This is a genomic window from Pseudomonas agronomica (assembly GCF_025917275.1).
Taxonomy (GTDB): Bacteria; Pseudomonadota; Gammaproteobacteria; order Pseudomonadales; family Pseudomonadaceae; genus Aquipseudomonas; species Aquipseudomonas agronomica.
Genome location: NZ_JAOSHO010000478.1, coordinates 1 through 3,731 on the forward strand (window position 1 = coordinate 1; position 3,731 = coordinate 3,731).

3 protein-coding genes are annotated in these 3,731 nt (G+C 61.2%); 2 read left to right on the forward strand and 1 reads right to left on the reverse strand.

Going from position 1 to position 3,731, the window contains the following annotated elements:
* Positions 1-41: 41 nt before the first annotated feature.
* Positions 42-1,475 (forward strand): aminotransferase-like domain-containing protein, encoded by a 1,434-nt coding sequence (locus OC610_RS23000; RefSeq protein ID WP_264431075.1) that lies wholly within the window; start codon positions 42-44, stop codon positions 1,473-1,475.
* Between the two features lie 62 nt (positions 1,476-1,537).
* Positions 1,538-3,106: a phospholipase D family protein gene (locus OC610_RS23005; RefSeq protein ID WP_264431072.1), complete on the forward strand. Its 1,569-nt coding sequence runs from the start codon at positions 1,538-1,540 to the stop codon at positions 3,104-3,106.
* A gap of 28 nt (positions 3,107-3,134) precedes the next feature.
* Here the strand turns inward: OC610_RS23005 and OC610_RS23010 are convergent.
* A partial coding sequence (locus OC610_RS23010) for an MFS transporter (RefSeq protein ID WP_264431073.1) occupies positions 3,135-3,731 on the reverse strand: 597 nt, incomplete at its 5' end.

A 3,731-nucleotide genomic window follows, 5' to 3' on the forward strand; every position in this document is an offset into this window, starting at 1 on the left:
ATCTGTATCGGTCGCTGCTTTCACCTGATCAGGACTACGCCATGACGCTCTACGTGAATCTCGCCGAGTTGCTCGGGACCCGCATCGAACAAGGCTTCTACCGCCCCGGCGACCGGCTGCCCTCGGTGCGAGCCTTGAGTACGGAACATGGCGTCAGCCTGAGCACCGTCCAGCAGGCCTACCGCGTGCTGGAAGACAACGGGCTGGCCACGCCGAAACCCAAATCAGGTTATTTCGTCCCGGTCAGCCGTGAGCTGCCGGACCTGCCGGCAATCGGCCGCCCAGCCCAGCGCCCGGTGGACATTTCCCAGTGGGACCAAGTGCTGGAGCTGATACGCGCAATACCGCGCAAGGATGTGGTACAGCTGGGCCGCGGCATGCCGGATATCCATTCACCCACCATGAAACCGTTACTGCGCAGCCTGGCGCAGATCAGCCGGCGACAAGACATGCCCGGTCTGTATTACGACAACATCTACGGCAACCTCCAGTTGCGCGAACAGATCGCCCGGCTATCCCTGGATTCCGGCTGCCAACTGACAGCCAACGACCTGATCGTCACCACTGGCTGTCACGAAGCGCTGTCGGTCAGCATTCGCGCGACCTGCGAACAGGGCGATATTGTCGCAGTGGATTCACCCAGCTTTCACGGCGCCATGCAGACACTGAAGGGCCTGGGCATGAAAGCCCTCGAGATTCCCACCGACCCGCTCACGGGAATCAGCCTGGAGGCACTGGAGCTGGCATTGGAACAATGGCCAATCAAGGCCATACAGTTGACGCCCAGCTGCAACAACCCCCTGGGCTACATCATGCCGGAGGCCAACAAGCGCGCCTTGCTGACCCTGGCCCAGCGTTTCGATGTGGCCATTATCGAGGACGATGTGTACGGGGAATTGGCCTACACCTACCCGCGACCACGTACGATCAAATCCTTCGATGAAGACGGCCGCGTCCTCCTCTGCAGTTCTTTTTCCAAGACGTTGGCGCCAGGCTTGCGGGTCGGCTGGATTGCGCCCGGTCGGTACCTTGAGCGCGCGCTGCACATGAAGTACATCAGCACCGGATCTACCGCGCCGCAGCCTCAGATCGCCATCGCGGAGTTCCTCAAGAACGGGCACTTCGAACCCCACCTTCGCCGCATGCGCACGCAATACCAGCGCAATCGCGACGTGATGATGGATTGGGTAAGCCGGTACTTTCCCCAAGGCACCCGTGCCAGCCGCCCCCGTGGCAGCTTCATGCTCTGGGTCGAGTTGCCCGAGGGTTTCGACACGCTGAAGCTCAACCGCGTGCTGCATGACCAAGGCGTACAGATCGCCGTCGGCAGCATTTTTTCGGCGTCAGGCAAATACCGCAACTGCCTGCGCATGAACTACGCTGCCAAGCCCACGGCACAGATCGAAGACGCTGTACGCAAGGTAGGTGCCGCAGCATCCATGTTGTTGAACGAAACCCGGCGCGACGCCGTCTGAACGTGTAAGCCGGGAAGCAGCATCCGACAGCCGATCCACGCAAACAATCGGAATAAGCCTACGTGAGATCCAGACCGATCCTGCATGCGCTACTGTTATTCGCCTCACTGTTGAGCGGTTGCGCCAGTCTTGACGTTACCCGCGAACCTTCCCAGGCATTACCGGCTTCCGACTCATCGTTCGGCCGCTCAGTGGCACAACAGGCCGCGCCTCACGAGGGCCGCTCGGGTTTTCGCCTGCTGTCGGACAGCACCGAGGCCTTCACCGCCCGGGCCGAATTGATCCGCAACGCCCAAAGCAGCCTTGATTTGCAGTACTACATTGTCCACGACGGCATCAGCACGCGAATGCTCGTGGATGAATTGCTCAAGGCCGCGGACCGGGGCGTGCGCGTGCGCATCCTACTGGATGACACCACCAGTGACGGCCAGGAGCAGATCATCGCGACGCTCGCCGCGCACCCAAACATCCAGATCCGCCTGTTCAACCCTTTGCATCTTGGGCGAGCGACCGGCGTGACCCGCAGCCTTGGACGCCTGTTCGACCTGTCATTGCAGCATCGCAGGATGCACAACAAGTTGTGGCTGGCGGACAACAGCATGGCAATTGTCGGAGGCCGCAACCTGGGGGATGAGTATTTCGATGCCGAACCCAACCTCAACTTCACCGACATCGATCTGCTCGGCGTCGGTCCGGTGGCTGAACAATTGGGGCACAGCTTCGATCAGTACTGGAACAGCGCGCTGAGCAAGCCCATCGAGCAATTCATGTCCCATCGGCCTACCGCCAAGGACTTGGCCAACAGCCGATTACGCCTGCAGGAATCCCTGGAGCAGACGCACAAGGAAAACCACGCGCTGTACCAACTGTTGACCGCCTACAAGACCCAACCGCGCCTGGACACCTGGCGCAGCCAACTGACCTGGGCCTGGAACCAGGCATTGTGGGACGCGCCGAGTAAAGTCCTGGCGAAAGACGAGCCGGACCCGCAATTATTGCTGACCACCCAACTGGGCCCGGAACTGGCCGGCGTCAGCAAAGAACTGATCATGATCTCCGCCTATTTCGTACCTGGCCAGCCAGGCCTGGTGTACCTGACCAGCCGCGCCGATGCCGGCGTGTCGGTGAGCCTGCTGACCAATTCCCTGGAAGCCACCGACGTGCCAGCAGTACACGGCGGCTACGCGCCGTATCGCAAGGCCCTGTTGCAACATGGCGTACGCCTGTTCGAGCTGCGTCGACAACCGGGCGACAAAGGCAGCAGCCCGCACCTGTTCTACAGCAAGTCCTACGGCGAATCGGACTCCAGCCTGCACAGCAAGGCGATCATTTTTGACCAGCGGAAATCGTTCATCGGCTCGTTCAATTTCGACCCGCGCTCAGTGTTGTGGAATACCGAAGTCGGCGTCCTGGTGGACAGCCCGGAGCTTGCCGGCCAAGTGCGTGAGCTGGCGTTGCAGGGCATGGCCCCAACCCTGAGCTATCAGGCCCGCCTCGATGATGCCGGAAAGCTGATATGGACCACCGAAGACAATGGCAAGCTGCACGACCTGGACCGTGAGCCGGGCAGTTGGTGGCGCCGGTTCAATGCCTGGTTCGCCACGACGGTCGGATTGGAGAGGATGCTCTGAAGCCTTGATACTCCTGTCGCGAGCGGATTCAGGCTGTCTGCGTCGCCCCGAATGCCCCTTGGCGCAGCAATAGAATCACCAATCCGAACGCCCCTGCCGCCATGAACAATGGCAGCGCATGCCCGCTGACCCACTGGCTGCCAGCGCCTGCGATCAGCGGACCGACCAGGCATCCAATCCCCCACAGCTGGGCGATATGGGCATTGGCCCGTACCAGCGCGTCGTCACGATAACGCTCGCCGATCAGAATCAACGACAAGGTGAACAGCCCGCCCGCGCTGGCCCCAAACAGCACCCAAAGCGGCCAGATGAGGAGCGTGTCGATCAACAGCGGCACCGCCAGGCTGGATAACATCAAGGCGACCGCGCAGCCGGTAAACAGCGACCGGCGTGACAGTCGATCGGCCAAGGCGCCAATGGGCAGCTGCAGCAAGGCATCGCCGACCACCACGGTGCTGACCATCGCCAGCGCAACATCGGCACTGAAACCCTGGCGCAAGCAATAGACCGGCAGCAACGTCAGGATCATCGCTTCGAAGGCGGCAAACAAGGACACGGCCCAACCGATCGCCGGCAGGCCTCGACAAAATCCCCACAAATCCTTGAGTGTGACACTGTTGGCTTC